11 protein-coding genes are annotated in these 15,230 nt (G+C 67.4%); 9 read left to right on the top strand and 2 right to left on the bottom strand.

The genetic code is table 11. The features are described from left to right. Positions 1–3: 3 nt before the first annotated feature. Entirely contained in the window at positions 4–1,746 is a 1,743-nt protein-coding gene (locus RTA_RS05885) for an IlvD/Edd family dehydratase (RefSeq protein WP_013900467.1), read from the bottom strand. A gap of 67 nt (positions 1,747–1,813) precedes the next feature. Here RTA_RS05885 and RTA_RS05890 point away from each other — a divergent pair, with 67 nt between their 5' ends. The 6 genes from RTA_RS05890 to RTA_RS05915 are packed head-to-tail and all read left to right on the top strand — an operon-like array spanning position 1,814 to position 7,288. Continuing rightward, positions 1,814–2,569, top strand: coding sequence for a FadR/GntR family transcriptional regulator (locus tag RTA_RS05890; RefSeq protein ID WP_013900468.1), 756 nt, complete (start codon positions 1,814–1,816; stop codon positions 2,567–2,569). Between the two features lie 11 nt (positions 2,570–2,580). Next, a complete protein-coding gene (locus tag RTA_RS05895; protein WP_013900469.1) occupies positions 2,581–3,132 on the top strand; it encodes a TRAP transporter small permease in 552 nt (183 codons plus the stop codon). Next, entirely contained in the window at positions 3,129–4,427 is a 1,299-nt protein-coding gene (locus RTA_RS05900; protein ID WP_013900470.1) for a TRAP transporter large permease subunit, read from the top strand. Before RTA_RS05895 ends, RTA_RS05900 begins: the two co-directional genes overlap by 4 nt. A gap of 41 nt (positions 4,428–4,468) precedes the next feature. Further along, positions 4,469–5,476 (top strand): TRAP transporter substrate-binding protein, encoded by a 1,008-nt coding sequence (locus tag RTA_RS05905; protein ID WP_013900471.1) that lies wholly within the window; start codon positions 4,469–4,471, stop codon positions 5,474–5,476. 10 nt (positions 5,477–5,486) lie between these two features. Further along, complete coding sequence (locus RTA_RS05910; protein WP_013900472.1) at positions 5,487–6,716, top strand: mandelate racemase/muconate lactonizing enzyme family protein; 1,230 nt, start codon at positions 5,487–5,489, stop codon at positions 6,714–6,716. Beyond that, positions 6,713–7,288 (top strand): flavin reductase family protein, encoded by a 576-nt coding sequence (locus RTA_RS05915; protein ID WP_013900473.1) that lies wholly within the window; start codon positions 6,713–6,715, stop codon positions 7,286–7,288. The genes RTA_RS05910 and RTA_RS05915 overlap by 4 nt, the downstream gene beginning before the upstream one ends. A gap of 8 nt (positions 7,289–7,296) precedes the next feature. Here RTA_RS05915 and RTA_RS05920 read toward each other — a convergent pair whose 3' ends face one another. After that, complete coding sequence (locus RTA_RS05920) at positions 7,297–9,087, bottom strand: DEAD/DEAH box helicase (protein WP_041676161.1); 1,791 nt, start codon at positions 9,085–9,087, stop codon at positions 7,297–7,299. Between the two features lie 303 nt (positions 9,088–9,390). Here RTA_RS05920 and RTA_RS05925 point away from each other — a divergent pair, with 303 nt between their 5' ends. The 3 genes from RTA_RS05925 to RTA_RS20120 all read left to right on the top strand — a co-directional run bounded on the left by RTA_RS05925 (position 9,391) and on the right by RTA_RS20120 (position 15,098). Beyond that, a complete protein-coding gene (locus RTA_RS05925) occupies positions 9,391–11,559 on the top strand; it encodes a DUF1631 family protein (protein WP_013900475.1) in 2,169 nt (722 codons plus the stop codon). A 90-nt stretch (positions 11,560–11,649) separates the two neighbouring features. Next, positions 11,650–13,317, top strand: coding sequence for an energy-dependent translational throttle protein EttA (gene ettA, locus RTA_RS05930; RefSeq protein ID WP_041675098.1), 1,668 nt, complete (start codon positions 11,650–11,652; stop codon positions 13,315–13,317). Between the two features lie 269 nt (positions 13,318–13,586). Further along, on the top strand, positions 13,587–15,098 hold the full coding sequence (locus tag RTA_RS20120; protein WP_013900477.1) for an ATP-dependent nuclease: 1,512 nt from the start codon (positions 13,587–13,589) through the stop codon (positions 15,096–15,098). The last annotated feature ends 132 nt before the right edge of the window (positions 15,099–15,230 follow it).

A 15,230-nucleotide genomic window follows, 5' to 3' on the forward strand; every position in this document is an offset into this window, starting at 1 on the left:
GCCTCAGTGATTGTCGCGAGGCACGAAGGCGCCGCGCCTGCCGACCAGGAAGTCCAGGTCCGCGCCCTCGTCGGCCTGCAGCACGTGGTCCACGTACAGCTTCCAGTAGCCCGAGGCCAGCGGCGGCGGGGTGGGCTGCCAGCGGGCCAGGCGGTGCTGCAGCTCCTCGTCGCTGATGTGCAGGTGGATGCGCCGGTTCGGCACGTCCAGCTCGATCAGGTCGCCGTTTCGCACCACCGCCAGCGGACCGCCGGCGGCGGCCTCGGGCGCGGTGTGCAGCACCACCGTGCCGTAGGCCGTGCCGCTCATGCGCGCGTCGCTGATGCGGACCATGTCGGTGATGCCCTTGCGCAGGATCTTGGGCGGCAGCGGCATGTTGCCCACCTCGGCCATGCCGGGGTAGCCCTTGGGGCCGCAGTTCTTCAGCACCATGACGCAGGTCTCGTCGATGTCGAGGTCCTCGTCGTCGATGCGGGCGTGGAAGTCCTCGATGTCCTCGAACACCACGGCACGGCCGGTGTGCACCATCAGCGCGGGCGTGGCGGCGCTGGGCTTGATGACGGCGCCGCGCGGCGCCAGGTTGCCGCGCAGCACGGCGATGCCCGCCTTGTCCTTGAACGGCGCGGCCAGCGGCTGGATCACCTCGGTGTTGTAGTTCTGCGCCTCGGCGATGTTCTCGCGCACGGTCCGGCCGCTGGCGGTGACGGCGTCCAGGTGCAGGTGCTCGCGGATCTCCTTCATCACCACGGGCAGGCCGCCGGCGTAGCAGAAGTCCTCCATCAGGTGCTTGCCCGAGGGCTGCAGGTTGACCAGGCAGGGCATCTCGCTGCCCAGGCGGTCGAAGTCCTCCACCGACAGCTCGACGCCGATTCGCCGCGCGATGGCGATCAGGTGGATCACCGCGTTGGTGGAGCCGCCGATCGCCGCCAGCGTCTTGATGGCGTTCTCGAAGGCCTGGCGCGTGAGGATGCTGGAGAGCTTCTGGTCGGTGTGCACCATCTCCACGATGCGCCGGCCGGCCATGCGCGCCAGCACGTTGCGGCGGCCGTCCACCGCGGGGTAGGCGGCGTTGCCCGGCAGGCCCAGGCCCAGCGCCTCGACCATGCTGGCCATGGTGGAGGCCGTGCCCATGGTCATGCAGTGGCCGTGGCTGCGGTGCATGCAGGATTCCGCCTCGAAGAAGTCGGCCAGCTTGAGCGTGCCCGCGCGCACCTGCTCGCTCATGCTCCACACGCCGGTGCCCGAGCCCAGCTCCTGGCCGCGCCACTTGCCCGAGAGCATGGGGCCACCCGAGACGCCGATGGTGGGCAGGTCACAGCTTCCGGCCCCCATCACCAGCGAGGGCGTGGTCTTGTCGCAGCCCATCAGCAGCACCACGCCGTCGATCGGGTTGCCGCGGATCGATTCCTCCACGTCCATGCTGGCCAGGTTGCGGTAGAGCATGGCGGTGGGGCGCAGCAGCGTCTCGCCCAGCGACATGACGGGGAACTCCAGCGGGAAGCCGCCCGCCTCGTACACGCCGATCTTGACCTGCTCGGCCAGGGTGCGGAAATGCGAGTTGCAGGGCGTGAGCTCGCTGAAGGTGTTGCAGATGCCGATGACGGGCCGGCCGTCGAACTGGTCGTGCGGCACGCCCTTGCCCTTGACCCAGCTGCGGTAGGCGAAGCCGTCGCGGTCCTGGCGGCCGAACCATTGCTGGCTCCTCAGTTCACTGGGTTTCTTGCGTGGCTTGCTTTCGTCGGTCATGCGGGTTAGTCCTGAAACTGCAAACATATTATGGTCATACGATTGCCGGCGACGCCTCGTACAAACCATGATCAAGAACGTCCACGGCAACACGCTAGACCACCTGGGCGAGGCCATCGTCGCCGGGCGCTATGGCGCCGGGCTGGCCATCCCGCCCGAGCCCATGCTGTGCGTCGAGCTGGGCGTCAGCCGCACCGTGGTGCGCGAGGCGGTCAAGTCGCTGGTGGCCAAGGGCCTGCTCAGCACCGGCCCCAAGGTGGGCACCAAGGTGCTGCCCTCGGAGCAGTGGAACTGGTTCGACCCGGACGTGGTGGTCTGGCAATCCAAGGCCGGCCTGACGCGCGAGTTCCTGCGAGACCTGCAGGAGCTGCGCCGCGTGGTCGAGCCGGCCGCGGTGCGCATGGCGGCCGAGCGCGCCACGCCCGGGGACATCGCCGAGATCGAGACCGCCTTCGCCGGCATGAAGCGCGCGGTGGAGGAGGGCGGCGACTACGTCACGCACGACCTGCGCTTCCACCAGGGCCTGCTGCGCGCCTGCCGCAACCGCATGATCGTGCAGATGAGCAAGGCGCTGGGCGCGCTGCTGCGCACCAGCTTCGAGATCTCCACCACGCGCAAGGACGGCCCGCGCAACTCGCTGCCGCTGCACCGCGCGGTGCTGGACGCGGTGATCGCGCGCAACCCGGTCCAGGCCGAGCGCGCCATCCTGGTGCTGATCGACGGCGCGCGCGACGACATCGAGGAGGTGCTGGCGACGCGCAAGCGCCTGCCGCGCCTGAACGTTCCCGCGCGGCACCTGCCCGCGGGCCTGCGCGCGGCCTGAGCGGAGTGCGGATGCGCAAGGCGACGGACCTTTTCTTCAAGCTGCTGGAGCTGCTGGTGGTGCTGGCCCTGGTGGCCATGGTGGTCATGGTGTTCGGCAACGTGGTGCTGCGCTACGGCTTCAACTCCGGCATCACCGTGTCCGACGAGATGTCGCGCTACTGCTTCGTCTGGCTCACCTACATAGGCGCCATGATCGCCATGCGCGAGAAGGGCCACCTGGGCGTGGACACCCTGGTGCGGCACCTGGGCACCACCGGCAAGAAGGTCTGCCTGTTCGCCAGCGAGTCGCTGATGCTGCTGGTCAACGGGCTGTTCGTCCTGGGCACCTGGAAGATGCACGGCCTGCAGGTCAGCAACGTCTCGCCGGTGGTGGGCATGTCCATGATCTGGGTCTACGGCGTCGGCTACGTGGTGGGCACGGTGATGGCCCTGTTCAACCTGAGCGTGCTGTGGCGCCTGGTCACCGGCCGGCTGCGCGAGGACGAGCTGGTGCAGGTGGTCGATTCCGAAGACGTGCCGCACGAGGCACCGGCTCCCGTGGCGACGGGGGTGGCGCGATGACGGTCGGCGTCTTCCTGTTCAGCCTGCTGGGGGCCATGGCCATCGGCATGCCCATCGCCTACGCGCTGCTGGTGTGCGGCCTGGCGCTGATGGGCTTCATGGCCGCCACCGGCGCGCTGGCGGCCTTCGACAGCCAGATCCTGGCGCAGCGCTTCGTCGACGGCGCCGACAACTTCCCGCTGCTGGCCGTGCCCTTCTTCCTGTTGGCCGGCGAGTTCATGAACGCCGGCGGCCTGTCGCGGCGCATCGTCAACCTGGCCATGGCCTGGGTCGGCCACTTCCGCGGCGGCCTGGGCTACGTGGCGGTGCTGGCGGCCGTGATCATGGCCTCGCTGTCGGGCTCGGCGGTGGCCGACACCGCGGCGCTGTCGGCGCTGCTGATCCCCATGATGAAGCAGGCCGGCTACCAGGTGAATCGCTCGGCCGGCCTGATCGCCTCGGGCGGCATCATCGCGCCGGTGATCCCGCCGTCCATCGGCATGATCATCTTCGGCGTGGCGGGCAACGTCTCCATCACCAAGCTGTTCCTGGCCGGCATCGTCCCGGGCATCCTGATGGGCGTAGCCATCGGCCTGACCTGGTGGTGGCTGGCGCGCCGCGAGAACGTGCAGCCGGCGCCGCGCGTGGGCCTGGGCGAGCGCCTGAAGGTCACCGCGCAGGGCAGCCTGGCGCTGGCGCTGCCGGTGCTGATCCTGGGCGGCATGAAGTTCGGCGTGTTCACGCCCACCGAGGCCGCCGTCGTGGCCGCTGTCTACAGCTTCGCGGTGGGCATGTTCGTCTACCGCGAGCTCAAGCCGTCGGCGCTGTACGGCCTGGTCCTGTCGGCCGGCAAGACGACGGCAGTGGTGATGTTCCTGGTGGCCGCCGCCATGGTCAGCGCCTGGCTGATCACGGTGGCCAACATCCCCACCGAGGTGGCGAAGCTGCTGGAACCCTTCATGGACAACCGCATCCTGCTGATGGCGGTGATGATGGTGATCGTCATCGCGGTCGGCACGGCGCTGGACTTCACGCCCACGGTGCTGATCCTCACGCCGGTGCTGATGCCGGTGGTCAAGCAGGCCGGCATCGACCCGGTGTACTTCGGCGTGCTGTTCATCATGAACAACGCCATCGGCCTGATCACCCCGCCCGTGGGCACCGTGCTCAACGTGGTCTGCGGCGTGGCGCGCATCACGCTCGACGACGCCTTCAAGGGCGTGATGCCCTTCTTCCTGGCCCAGCTGGCGGTGCTGTTCGCCCTGGTGCTGTTCCCCGACCTCGTGCTCGTGCCTCTCAAGTGGCTGATGCAGTGAGGACGTTTTCCCATCCCGTCGTTCATCCAAGGAGACAAGCCATGTTCAAGCGACGCACCCTGGTGGCCTTCGCCGCCACCGCCGTCTTGGCCGCCGCGCCCGCCTTCGCGCAGTTCAAGGAGCGCACCATCAAGTTCACCAACGGCGTGAACGAGGACCACCCGGTGGGCGTGGGCGTCAAGAAGATGCAGGAGGTCCTGAACGCCAAGACCGGCGGCAAGATGAAGATCCAGGCCTTCTGGGGCGGCGCCGCCGGCGGCGACCTGCAGGCCACCCAGGCGCTGCGCGCCGGCACGCAGGAGATGGTGTGCACCTCGTCCTCGCCGCTGGTGGGCATCGTCAAGGAGCTGGGCGTGTTCGACCTGCCCTTCCTGTTCGCCAGCGAGAAGGAGGCCGATGCGGTGCTGGACGGCGAAGCCGGCAAGTACTTCAACAAGAAGTTGGAAGACGCCGGCCTGGTGAACCTGGCCTACTGGGAGAACGGCTTCCGCAACCTCACCAACAGCAAGAAGCCGGTGGCCAAGGCCGAGGACTTCGAGGGCATCAAGGTGCGGGTGATGCAGAACAACATCTTCCTGGACACTTTCAAGACCCTGGGCACCAACGCCGTGCCCATGTCCTTCGGCGAGGTCTTCACCGCGCTGGAGACCCGCACCATCGACGGCCAGGAGAACCCCTTCGTGACCATCGAGACCTCCAAGTTCAACGAGGTCCAGAAGTACCTGTCGGTCACGCGCCATGCGTACACGCCGTTCCTGGTGCTGTATTCCAAGAAGCTGTGGGACGGCCTCTCCCCGCAGGAGCAGGCCGTGCTGCGCGAGGCCGCCGCCGAGGGCCAGAAGGTGCAGCGCCAGGCGAACCGCCAGCTCAACGAGAAGTCGCTGGCCAGCCTGAAGACCAAGGGCATGCAGGTCAACGAGGTCTCGCCGGCCGAGCAGAAGCGCATGTTCGAGAAAGTGAAGCCGGTGTACGACAAGAACGTGCCCACCATCGGCACCGAGGCTGTCAACGTGGTGATGGACGGGTTGAAGAAGGCCCGCGGAGGATAAAAGCGCACCCATGAAGATCGCCCGCCTGGAAACCGTCCGCCTGGGCGAGTTCCCCAACATCCTGTGGGTGCGGCTGCACACGGATCAAGGCCTGGTCGGCCTGGGCGAGACCTTCATGGGCGCGGCGGCGGTCGAGGCCTACCTGCACGAGTGGGTGGCGCCGCGCCTGATCGGCACCGACCCGCTGGCCATTGAGGCGCGCAACCGCGACATCACCGGCTACCTGGGCTGGCGCGGCTCGGGGGTGGAGACGCGCGGCAATTCCGCCGTGGACATCGCCCTGTGGGACCTGTTCGGCAAGGCGGCCGGCCTGCCGCTGCACACCGCGCTGGGCGGCAGGAGCCGCGACGCCATCCGCGTCTACAACACCTGCGCGGGCTACCAGTACATCCGCAGCAATGCCAACCAGACCTCCTCGAACTGGGGGTTGGCGAACGGACAAGGCCCCTCCGGTAGCGCGAGCGGCCCGTACGAGGACCTGCAGGGCTTCCTGCACCACGCCGACGAGCTGGTGCAGTCGCTGCTGTCCGAGGGCATCACGGCGATGAAGATCTGGCCGTTCGACACCGCGGCCGAGGCCAGCCACGGCCAGTACATCAGCAACGCCGACCTCGACGCCGCGCTGGAGCCCTTCCGCAAGATCCGCGGCGCGGTGGGCGAGCGCATGGACATCATGGTCGAGTTCCACAGCCTGTGGCGGCTGCCCATGGCCCGCAAGATCGCCCGCGCGCTGCAGCCCTTCAACACCTTCTGGCACGAGGACGCGATCCGCATGGACTCGCTGGATCTGCTCCAGCAGTACGCGCAGGACTGCCAGGCCCTGATCTGCGCCAGCGAGACCCTGAGCTACAAGTGGGGCTTCAAGGACTACCTGCAGACCGGCGTGGCCGGCGTGGTCATGCTGGACCTGTCCTGGTGCGGCGGCCTGACCGAAGCGCGCAAGATCGCCGCCATGGCCGACGCCTGGCAGCTGCCGGTGGCGCCGCACGACTGCACCGGGCCGGTGGTGTGGACAGCGTCCACCCACTTGTCGCTGCACGCGCCCAACGCCCTGGTCCAGGAGAGCGTGCGGGCCTTCTACAGCGGCTGGTACAAGGAACTGGTCACCGAGCTGCCGCGCGTCAGGGACGGGATGGTCTCGCTGGGCGACCAGCCCGGCCTGGGGCTGGAGCTGCTGCCCGACCTGCACCGGCGCAAGGACGCGATCGTGCGCATGTCGTCCGGGGAAAACGCCCCATGAGCCATTTCACCGAAGTCAAGCTGGCGCACGCCAGCCGCCTCATCAACCACGGCCCCACCGTGCTGGTCACGAGCAGCCATGGCGGGCGCGGCAATGTCATGGCGGCGGCCTGGTCCATGCCGGTCGAGTTCACGCCGCCGCGCATCGCGGTGGTGATCGACAAGACCACCTGGACGCGGGAGCTGGTGACGGCCAGCGGCGCCTTCGGCATCTGCGTGCCCGGCGCGGCGCTGGTGGACCTGACCCACGCGGTGGGCAGCCTGTCGGGGCGCTCGGTGGACAAGTTCGAGCGCTTCGGCATCCGCACCCGGCCCGGGCCGGTGCTGGGCGTGCCGCTGCTGGAGGCCGGCTGCGCGGCCTGGCTGGAGTGCCGGCTGATCCGCGAGCCGCACGCCGAGGACGCCTACGACACCTGCTTCGGCGAGGTGGTTGCCGCAGCGGCCGACAGCCGCATCTTCGCCGGCGGGCACTGGACCTTCCGCGAGGACAACGCCGACCTGCAGACCATCCACCACCTGGGCGGCGGCCACTTCGTGCGCGCCGGCGGCACGCTGCGCGCCGCTGGGTCTTAGACGCCGCGTCAGCGGTTGAAGTTGCGCGCCGGGTTGCCGCCGCGCGCACCGAAACCGCCGCCGCCGGAGCGGCCGCCGCGCCGGCCACCGCCGCCGCCCCCACCACCACCACCGCCCATGCTGTCGATGCTGGTGCGGGTGGGGTCGGGCTGGCCGTTGCCGTTGACGCGCTTGACGCCGGTCATGTCGCGGCGGGTGGGCAGGCTGGTGCGCAGCGGGTCCACGTTGCGCGGCATGCGGTCGTCGTCGCGGTCGAAATCGTCGTCCTGGGCGCGCTCGGGCTGCGCCAGGCGCGGCTGCTGGGGCTGCGGCGGGCGCTGGCCGTTCGGCGCGCCGTTGTGCCGGCCGCCCTGGCCGTTGTAGCCGTTGTGGCCGTTGGCGCCCTGCGCCGGACGACCGCCGCCGGCCGGCCTGGCGCGGCCGTTCTGGCCGTTGCCGCCACCCTGGCCGTTGCCGCTGCCGTTCGCGCCATTGCCGCCGCGGGCATTGCGCGCGCCCTGGCCTGGCGCACCGCCCTTGTTGTCGCGGATGCGTTGCATCATCTCCTGGCGCGCCGCCTTGGCCGCCTGGACCATCACTTCGCGGCTGGGCGGCTTGCCGGCGCCGCCCCACAGGGTCTGGCGGCCCATGGCGATGGGCTCGGCACGCTCACCGGGCTCGGGGCCGAAGCCCTCGATCACCTGCGCCGGGATCTGCTGCTTGGTGAAGCGCTCGATCTCCTGCATGAAGCCTTCCTCGTCCAGGCAGACCAGGCTGACGGCCTGGCCTTCCTTGCCGGCGCGCCCCGTGCGGCCGATGCGGTGCACGTAGTCCTCCGGCACGTTGGGGATCTCGTAGTTCACCACGTGCGGCAGGTCGTCGATGTCGATGCCGCGCGCGGCGATGTCGGTGGCCACCAGGGCGCGGATGTCGCCGCTCTTGAAGCCGGCCAGCGCCTGGGTGCGCGCGCCCTGGCTCTTGTTGCCGTGCAGCGCCATGGCGGTGATGCCGTTCTTGTTCAGGAACTCGGCCACGTTGTTGGCGCCGAACTTGGTGCGGGTGAACACCAGCACCTGGCTCCAGTCGTGCTGCTGGATGATGTGGGCCAGCAGCTGCTTCTTCTTGCCGCGGCCCACCGGGTGCACGACCTGGGTGATGCGCTGCACCGTGGTGTTGCGCGGCGTGACCTGGATGGACTGCGGGTTCTTCAGCAGGCCGTTGGCCAGATCGCGGATCTCGTCGCTGAAGGTGGCGGAGAACAGCAGGCTCTGCTTGTCCCTGGGCACCAGGGCCAGGATCTTCTTGACGTCGGGCAGGAAGCCCATGTCCAGCATGCGGTCCGCCTCGTCGAGCACCAGGACCTCGACGGTGGACAGGTCCAGATGGCCCTGCTGCTGCAGGTCGAGGAGGCGGCCCGGAGTGGCCACCAGGATGTCGACCCCTCGCTTGATGCGGTCGATCTGCGGGTTCATCCCCACACCGCCGAAGATGACCGTGGAGGTCAGCGGCAGGTACTTGCCGTAGGTGCGGATGGACTCTTCCACCTGGGCGGCGAGTTCACGCGTCGGCGTGAGCACCAGGGCGGCGATGCCGTCCTTGCCGAACTTGTTGGTCTTGCCCTGGCCCTTGGTGAGCTTGTGCAGCATGGGCAGCGTGAAGGCCGCGGTCTTGCCGGTGCCGGTCTGCGCGCCGGCCAGCAGGTCGTGGCCTTCGAGCACGGCGGGGATCGCCTGGGCCTGGATGGGGGTGGGGGTTTCGTAGCCTTGCTCGCGCACGGCCTTGAGGATGGCGGGTGCCAGTTTCAGTTCGTCAAAAGTCATGAAATGAGCGCCGTCCGTGGCGCTGGGCATCGGCCTGTCCGGCGGGTGGCCGGGCCAGTTAAAGGCAGATGAGGTTGCTAAGGTGGGAGCCGGCGGCGCATTGGGCCACGTCGTCCCCAGCGAATCGCTGAGCTTGCGCACAACTGGTTCGCGCAAGAGCCGCCATTGTCTCATGCCTGGGCGATGGGTGAAGGCCGGGCTGAGGTTACGGCTGTTTACAACGGGCGCCGCCGCAACAGGCCGGCCTCGAACGGGGTCGCTCCATGGGGCTGGCAAGCTCTGCCGTTTCATAATGGCTGCCGCATGGCCAAGCTGTTGAAACTCCGACTGGGCGTCTCCGACGATCCCACCGCCTTGCAGCCGACCCTGGCCGACTGCCTGCAGGCCCTGCTGTCGCAGTCGGAGCCGCTGATGGCGCAGGTGATCGAGGGGCTGCAGCTGGCGGCCGCTCCGGCCGGCCCGCGCCGCATCCCCGGCTTCCAGCAGCCGGGCATCCAGCGGGCGGTGCAGGCCCTGGCCGAGGCGTCCGCCGAGGTGCGCGCCCGCTACACCGCCGAGCTCGGCCGCCTGGTGTACGAGGGTGGCGGCAAGGAGCAGGCCCAGACCGAGGCGCTGCGCTTCGAGGACCTGCAGCTGTTCGGCGACGAGGAACTGGACCAGAGCATCGAGGTGGCACGCGCCCAGCAGGAGGTGTCGCAGGCGGTGGACGACGTGCTGCCCGCACTGGACGCGCTGATCAGCACGCTGCTGGGCTGGCGCACCATCCAGTCCGGCCTGAATCCCTTGAGGCCCGACGTGTTCGTGCGCGCGCTGCAGGCCTGCCTGGCCGCGCACGTGCCCGACCCGGCGGTGCGTGAGGCGTTGATCGTGCCGGCCGCCGGCCTGCTGGGCGCCCAGCTGCGCCAGCTCTACCGCGAACTGACCGACTGGCTGGCCTCCTCGGGCGTGGAGCCGGCCATGCCCGTGGGCGGCAAGGCCAAGAAAGGTCTGGCCACCGGCACGGCCGTGGCCAGCTCGGTGGCCAAGACACTGCTCACGCTGGACCGGCTGCGCAAGCTGCTGGCCGGCGATTTCGACACCCCGCCGCGCCAGGACTACCAGCACACGTTGCCGGCTTCCATGGCCCTGCTGCAGGACATGAAACAGGTCGACGCCCTGGTCAGGCAGCTGGAGGAGCGCTCGCGCGGCGAGCCGCCGGCGCCGCCGCGCGACCTGCTCGAGCCCGCGCCGGCCGAAGGCTCGCCGCGCCTGGGCCGGCAGCTGGGCAAGGAGGTGGTGCGGCTGATGTTCGACAACCTCACGCAGGACAGCCGCCTGGTCAGGGAGTACAAGAACCAGCTCAAGGCCATCGAGCCGGCGGTGCTGCGACTGGCGCAGTACGACTCGCGCTTCTTCAGCGACCGCAGCCACCCGGCGCGCCAGCTGCTGGACCGCATGACCCAGCGCAGCCTGGCCTTCACCAACGAATCCGATCCCGGCTGGCAGCGCTTCCTGGCGACCGTACAGGCCGCGGTGAAGTGGCTGGACAGCAAGGTCATCGACGCCGACACCTTCGCCGAGCTGCTGGAGACCCTGCAGGCGCAGTGGGGCGAGCAGGACCAGAACGGCCGCCAGCGGCGCGAGGACGGCGCCCGGGCCCTGCTGCACGCCGAGCAGCGCCACCTGCTGGCGCAGAAGCTGGCCGGCGAGTTCGCGCAGGAGGCGGAAGGCCTGGGCGTGCCGGAGTTCGTGGGCGACTTCCTCAAGGGCTCCTGGTCGCAGGTGGTGGCCGAGGCGAAGCTGAGCTGTGTCGACGGCTCGGACGATCCCTACGGCTACCGCGCACTGGTGGCCGACCTGGTCTGGAGCGTGCAGAAGAGCACTGCCCAGCGCAGCCGGCTGGCGCGCCTGGCGCAGATGATCCCGGGCCTGCTGGAGCGGCTGCGCGAGGGCCTGGACCGCATCGACTACCCGCCCGAGCTCACCGGCCGCTTCTTCGAGAACCTGACCGTGGTGCACCAGTCGGCGCTGCAGGAAGGCCGTGACGCACAGGCGCGCGAGGCGGCCGAAGCCGCCGAGGCCCAGCCTTCGCAGCTGCCCGACAGCGTGTTCGACGACGCCGCGATCTGGCTGGCCGAAGGCGAGGCGGCCGGCACCGGCTACCTGCAGCCCGAAGCCGGCGCCCAGGGCGCGCCGGCGCAAGGCCCGGAGCAGCCGCCGGCCGCGCCGGGCGAGCTGCGCACCGGCGCCTGGGTGGAGCTGATGGTCAAGGGCGAGTGGCTGCGCGTGCAGCTGACCTGGGCCAGCCCGCACCACACGCTGTTCATGTTCACCTCGCCCGCCGGCACCGCGCACTCCATGTCGCGCCGCATGCTGGACCGGCTGCGCGCCCAGGGCCTGATGAAGGTCATCGCCGACCGCAACGTGGTCGACGAGGCGCTGGACCAGGTCGCCAAGACCGCTCTGCTCAACAGCCTGGACGGCAAGACCTGAGCCGCGGCCGCCGATGCGGCGGCGGGCGGCCCGCCCGCGCGGGATAATGCGCGGTTTGGTCCGCCATCCACCCTATCCAGAGCAAGAGCCATGGCCCAGTACGTCTACACCATGAACCGCGTCAGCAAGATCGTGCCGCCCAAGCGGCAGATCTTGAAGGACATCTCCCTCTCGTTCTTCCCCGGCGCCAAGATCGGCGTGCTCGGCCTCAACGGCTCGGGCAAGTCGACGCTGCTCAAGATCATGGCCGGCATCGACCACGAGATCGAGGGCGAGGCCACGCCCATGCCCGGCCTGAAGATCGGCTACCTGCCGCAGGAGCCGCAGCTCGATCCGCAGCAGACGGTGCGCGAGGCCGTCGAGGGCGGCATGGGCGAGGTGGCCGCGGCCAAGCAGCGGCTGGAGGAGGTCTACGCCGCCTATGCCGAGCCCGACGCCGACTTCGACAAGCTGTCGGAGGAGCAGGCCAGGCTGGAGGCCATCATCTCCGCCGCCGGGGCCGAGGGCGATTCGGAGCACCAGCTGGAGATCGCCGCCGACGCGCTGCGCCTGCCGCCCTGGGACGCCACCATCCAGCACCTGTCGGGCGGCGAGAAGCGCCGGGTCGCGCTGTGCCGGCTGCTGCTGTCCAAGCCCGACATGCTGCTGCTGGACGAGCCCACCAACCACCTGGACGCCGAGTCGGTCGAGTGGCTGGAGCAGTTCCTGGCCCGCTTCTCCGGCACCGTGGTGGGCATCACGCACGACCGCTATTTCCTGGACAACGCCGCCGAGTGGATCCTGGAGCTGGACCGCGGCCGCGGCATCCCCTGGAAGGGCAACTACAGCACCTGGCTGGAGCAGAAGGAAGCGCGCCTGGAAGCCGAGCAGAAGGGCGAGGAAGCCCATGCCAAGGCGATGAAGAAGGAACTGGAGTGGGTGCGCCAGAACGCCAAGGGCCGCCAGTCCAAGAGCAAGGCGCGCCTGGCCCGCTTCGAGGAGCTGTCCGACTACGAATACCAGAAGCGCAACGAGACCAACGAGATCTTCATCCCGGTGGGCGAGCGGCTGGGCCACGAGGTGATCGAGTTCGTCAACGTGAGCAAGTCGTTCGGCGACCGCCTGCTGATCGACAACCTGAGCTTCAAGGTTCCGGCCGGCGCCATCGTCGGCATCATCGGCCCCAACGGCGCGGGCAAGTCCACGCTGTTCAAGCTGATCTCCGGCAAGGAGAAGCCGGACAGCGGCGAGGTGAAGATCGGCAAGACGGTGCAGATGGCCTTCGTCGACCAGCACCGTGACGAGCTGGCCAACAACAAGACGGTGTGGGAGGACGTGTCCGGCGGGCTGGACATGATCAACATCGGCAAGTTCCAGATGGCCAGCCGCGCGTACTGCGGCCGCTTCAACTTCAACGGCAGCGACCAGCAGAAGAAGGTGGGGATGCTCTCGGGCGGCGAGCGCGGCCGCCTGCACCTGGCCAAGACGCTGCTGCAGGGCGGCAACGTGCTGCTGCTGGACGAACCGTCCAACGACCTGGACGTCGAGACCCTGCGCGCGCTGGAAGACGCGCTGCTGGAGTTCGCCGGCAGCGTGATGGTGATCAGCCACGACCGCTGGTTCCTGGACCGCATCGCCACCCACATCCTGGCCGCCGAGGGCGACAGCCAGTGGGTGTTCTTCGACGGCAACTACCAGGAGTACGAGGCCGACAAGAGGAAGCGCCTGGGCGAGGAGGGCGCCAAGCCCAAGCGGGTGCGGTTCAAGGCCTTGAAATAAAACAGAGCCTTAGCTAGGTGAGAAAGAGGCGGAGAGGTTCGAACGAATTGCGCAAGCGTTTGACGAAGACCGAGGCCAGGATGCGAAGGTGACGGTCAAGGAAGCCTCAGTCGAAAAGCTATTCTGCGACGCATACTTTCTGAAAAAGCTGGTGCCCGTGATGCTTGAGGCTCGGCGTGCTAGCCAAGTTTCGGCAACCGAGGGAACTGCCGATTCAGCCGTAGGAAGCGTGCGGAGTAGGATCCGAGCTCTCATTTGAAAGCAGGCAGATGCGAGTCACGTCGCTCCAAATGGCAGGATTCCGGTCGTTCGCGAACATGGATTCCATCGAACTAGGGACGATCAACGTCCTTATAGGGGCCAACAATTCAGGGAAGTCCTCGATTCTCCGAGCGCTGAGTCTGATGCAAACCTCGGAAGGCAGCCCACCATATCCCGACGTTCGGATAGGGCACCCTTCAGCAAGCATCCGTATCGGTTTGACCGGCATCGACAATCCAACGTGGACCGGATTGCCCGCAGCTCCGCTCGTAATTACATTGAGCACGGAAGACAGGCGTGGTGGAAGCATCGCCCTCAACTTTATCCAACCGAATGGATCTAGTTCGGCCGTGTCCCAGCTGCCAGCGATCGAGCCATATCACTTTATCGTCCCGTACCTTTCAAAACGGAAGGTGATGACGTTCCAAGAAGATGTGCGACAGCAGCACGCGATGGCGATCACTCAAACCATGACGTACTTGGCTGCGAAGCTATCCCGCCTAGGAAATCCGGAGTTTCCGGGCTCCGAAAAATACCGGGACACCTGCAGAGCGATCTTGGGTTTTGTTGTGACTGCCGTACCCTCGGAAGGCGGGCAACGTCCGGGAACCTACCTTCCAACACGAGAGGTGTTGCCTATCGAACAAATGGGCGAAGGGGTCCCCAATATCGTAGCTCTGCTCGCTGATCTCGCACTTTCGAAAGACAAGCTTTTCCTCATTGAAGAACCTGAGAATGACCTGCACCCGGCGGCGTTGAAAGCTTTGTTGGAGCTTATTCTGGAAAGCTCGTCTACGAACCAGTTTGTCATCTCGACACACTCGAACATCGTTGTCAGCACGCTCGGAGCGTCTCCCGAAGCAAAAATCTTAGAAGTAAGCAGCGTCCGAAACCGGCTTCCAACTGAGGCAACCGTGCGACCAGTGGATGCGACGCCGCAGTCACGCCTTGATGTACTCCGATCGTTGGGTTACTCGCTGTCGGACTTTGACCTTTGGGATGGCTGGCTTTTCCTTGAGGAAGCTTCTGCCGAGCGAGTGATCCGCGACTACCTCATTCCGTGGTTTACGCCGGCCCTGACTCGCGTGCGCACCATTTCAGCTAATGGAGTGTCGCGTGTTGAGCCGTCTTTTGATGATTTCCACAGGTTGACCTTGTTCTCACAATTGCAGGAGGTCTATTCACGTTCAACGTGGGTTTGCGTTGATGGCGACGAGCCGGGAAATGAACTTGTGCGAAAACTTCGAGACAAGTACCGGTCATGGCCCGCAGATCGGTTTCGCACGTTTTCGTCCCAGCAGTTCGAGCGGTACTACCCCTCGCATTTCCATGAGCGCGTGGACTCAGTGTTGGGCATACAGGATCGGCAGGCCCGCCGAGAGGCAAAACGAGTACTTCTCGACGATGTCAGGAGTTGGCTTGATGAAGATGAGGCGCGAGGCAAAGCGGCGCTTCGAATAGATGCCGCCGAGGTGATCGAAGTACTTCGCGAAATATCTTCGAAGCTCAAACCCCAATGACTGGGAATGGGGACAGTGCTTGACAGCTTTGGCGTGGACTGACGAGCAAAGGCGAGCCTAAGTTATGAGAAATATGGACTAACACCCCCGTTATCTGTCACTGGAATTGCGTTGGTACCCGGAGCAACATGC

Source organism: Ramlibacter tataouinensis TTB310 (assembly GCF_000215705.1).
GTDB classification, from domain to species: Bacteria; Pseudomonadota; Gammaproteobacteria; order Burkholderiales; family Burkholderiaceae_C; genus Ramlibacter; species Ramlibacter tataouinensis.

Bases quoted from the DNA above. Each gene is read 5' to 3' on its own strand.
- RTA_RS05890 (WP_013900468.1), top strand. From the start codon at position 1,814: ATGATCAAGAACGTCCACGGCAACACGCTAGACCACCTGGGCGAGGCC.
- RTA_RS05895 (WP_013900469.1), top strand. From the start codon at position 2,581: ATGCGCAAGGCGACGGACCTTTTCTTCAAGCTGCTGGAGCTGCTGGTG.
- RTA_RS20120 (WP_013900477.1), top strand. From the start codon at position 13,587: ATGCGAGTCACGTCGCTCCAAATGGCAGGATTCCGGTCGTTCGCGAAC.
- RTA_RS05910 (WP_013900472.1), top strand. From the start codon at position 5,487: ATGAAGATCGCCCGCCTGGAAACCGTCCGCCTGGGCGAGTTCCCCAAC.
- RTA_RS05915 (WP_013900473.1), top strand. From the start codon at position 6,713: ATGAGCCATTTCACCGAAGTCAAGCTGGCGCACGCCAGCCGCCTCATC.
- RTA_RS05900 (WP_013900470.1), top strand. From the start codon at position 3,129: ATGACGGTCGGCGTCTTCCTGTTCAGCCTGCTGGGGGCCATGGCCATC.
- RTA_RS05925 (WP_013900475.1), top strand. From the start codon at position 9,391: ATGGCCAAGCTGTTGAAACTCCGACTGGGCGTCTCCGACGATCCCACC.
- RTA_RS05885 (WP_013900467.1), bottom strand. From the start codon at position 1,746: ATGACCGACGAAAGCAAGCCACGCAAGAAACCCAGTGAACTGAGGAGC.
- RTA_RS05905 (WP_013900471.1), top strand. From the start codon at position 4,469: ATGTTCAAGCGACGCACCCTGGTGGCCTTCGCCGCCACCGCCGTCTTG.
- RTA_RS05920 (WP_041676161.1), bottom strand. From the start codon at position 9,087: ATGACTTTTGACGAACTGAAACTGGCACCCGCCATCCTCAAGGCCGTG.
- ettA (WP_041675098.1), top strand. From the start codon at position 11,650: ATGGCCCAGTACGTCTACACCATGAACCGCGTCAGCAAGATCGTGCCG.